Below are 984 nucleotides of genomic sequence, written 5' to 3' on the forward strand. Positions count from 1 at the left end.
GAGGTGATCTCAGCGACTGGAGGGAGGGATGGAAGGTACAAGGCGAACGATAAGGAAGATCGGGGAACTTTCTCCGTTCTCCTGAAATAAGCGTGGAGCCCCAGGTAGAAGGCGAGGTGCTGAAACTCTGCCGAGCTACCGTGAAAGGCTCCACGTGGTCCCCTATCGTGCCATCCTCGATGTCTCCACGGAACTCATCCGCAACGTGTCTCGCCTGCTGGCCGACGAGCGCCGCCGCCGGCGCGGCACCCGCCGTCACACCCGCGCGCTGAGCTGCTACAAGCAGGCCGTGCTCGTGGTCCGCCACTTCCGCGATACCACCGACGCCCACGCTTTGGCCAAGGATAACGCCATCAGCCGCGCCACCTCCTACCGCTACATCGACGAAGGCATCGACGTGCTCGCCGACCACGCGCCCCGGCTCCACGACGCCCTGCGCGCCGCCAGTGACAACGACAACCACACCGTGTTGGACGGCAAGCTCTTCCCCTGCGATCGCTGCCGTGAGCCCAATACCGACGGCACCACCGACCTGTGGTACAGCGGCCATAAGCACCGCCATGGCGGCAATATCCAATTCCTGGCCAATGACGCGGGCCACCCACTCTGGGCCTCAGACGTCGAACCCGGCTCAACCGCCGATATCACCGCTGCGCGCCTGCACGCCCTGCCCGCTGTCCACAAGGCCGCAGCCGATGGCTGGTGATCCTGGCCGACGCGGGATACGAGACAGCCGGATCCGGAATTCTCACCACGATCAAACGCCTTCAGGAGGTAGCGCCCGAGCGACTCCATCACGACACCCAGGCCTACAACCTGCTGCTTCGCGGCCTACGCAGCATCGGAGAGCGAGCGATGGCGGCGCTGACCGGCCAATGGCGCCTCCTGCGCCACACCACCAAAAGCCCCTCCCGCATCGGCGCCATCGTCAAAGCCGCTCTGACCCTCACCCTCCTCGATAAAGAAACTCGCTGAGATCACCTC

Annotated in this window: 2 protein-coding genes; both read left to right on the forward strand. The window is 64.6% G+C overall.

Features of this window, described 5'->3' with window-relative positions:
• Positions 1-154 precede the first annotated feature (154 nt).
• Positions 155-706 (forward strand): transposase family protein, encoded by a 552-nt coding sequence (locus VS93_RS32720; protein WP_269082897.1) that lies wholly within the window; start codon positions 155-157, stop codon positions 704-706.
• Positions 703-975, forward strand: coding sequence for a transposase family protein (locus tag VS93_RS32725; protein WP_269082898.1), 273 nt, complete (start codon positions 703-705; stop codon positions 973-975). The genes VS93_RS32720 and VS93_RS32725 overlap by 4 nt, the downstream gene beginning before the upstream one ends.
• The last annotated feature ends 9 nt before the right edge of the window (positions 976-984 follow it).

Origin of the sequence: Allosalinactinospora lopnorensis, from assembly GCF_000981225.1 — a bacterium.
GTDB classification, from domain to species: domain Bacteria; phylum Actinomycetota; class Actinomycetes; order Streptosporangiales; family Streptosporangiaceae; genus Allosalinactinospora; species Allosalinactinospora lopnorensis.